Below are 558 nucleotides of genomic sequence, written 5' to 3'. Positions count from 1 at the left end.
AAACCGGTAACTAGGGTTAAGTCGTAACAAGGTAGCCGTACCGGAAGGTGTGGCTGGAACACCTCCTTTCTGGAGAGAGTCCTAACATTAAGTTGAAAATTTAAAGGTTAAAAGTTGAAAGCAATGCTTGATGACTTTTAAAATCGATGAAGTTTCAATTGAAGAATCCTCTTTTCCTTTTTGTGTATTTCATAATTTAAATAAGATAGTCCTGTAGCTCAGTTGGTTAGAGCACTACACTGATAATGTAGGGGTCCGCAGTTCAAATCTGCGCAGGACTACTTTTTACGGGGGATTAGCTCAGCTGGCTAGAGCGCCTGCCTTGCACGCAGGAGGTCATCGGTTCGACTCCGATATTCTCCACTTCTTTTAGATCATATATCTTATTAAGCCGTTACAATGGTGATGGTGGATTTATGGTGAAATAAAGATTGATGAGTTCATAAATGAAATCATGAATCGCGTTGTCCGGAATTTGGACAAAACGTACATTGACATATTGGCAAAAACAATCAAAATCATAGGTTCGCCGTAACGCCCGCGCGTTATGGTGCGACC

Annotated in this window: 2 tRNA genes and 1 rRNA gene; all 3 read left to right on the top strand. The window is 41.2% G+C overall.

Annotated features, from left to right (window positions below):
• A 16S ribosomal RNA gene (locus ACT29I_RS25740) occupies positions 1 to 69 on the top strand; the annotation flags it as partial.
• A gap of 138 nt (positions 70 to 207) precedes the next feature.
• Positions 208 to 281 (top strand) — tRNA-Ile (locus ACT29I_RS25735).
• Between the two features lie 8 nt (positions 282 to 289).
• Positions 290 to 363: transfer RNA gene (locus ACT29I_RS25730), tRNA-Ala, on the top strand.
• The last annotated feature ends 195 nt before the right edge of the window (positions 364 to 558 follow it).

This window comes from Saccharicrinis sp. GN24d3 (genome assembly GCF_052400645.1).
GTDB lineage: Bacteria > Bacteroidota > Bacteroidia > Bacteroidales > Marinilabiliaceae > Saccharicrinis.
Note: the sequence above shows the minus strand (reverse complement) of the source record. Positions and strands in the feature narration are given on the sequence as shown.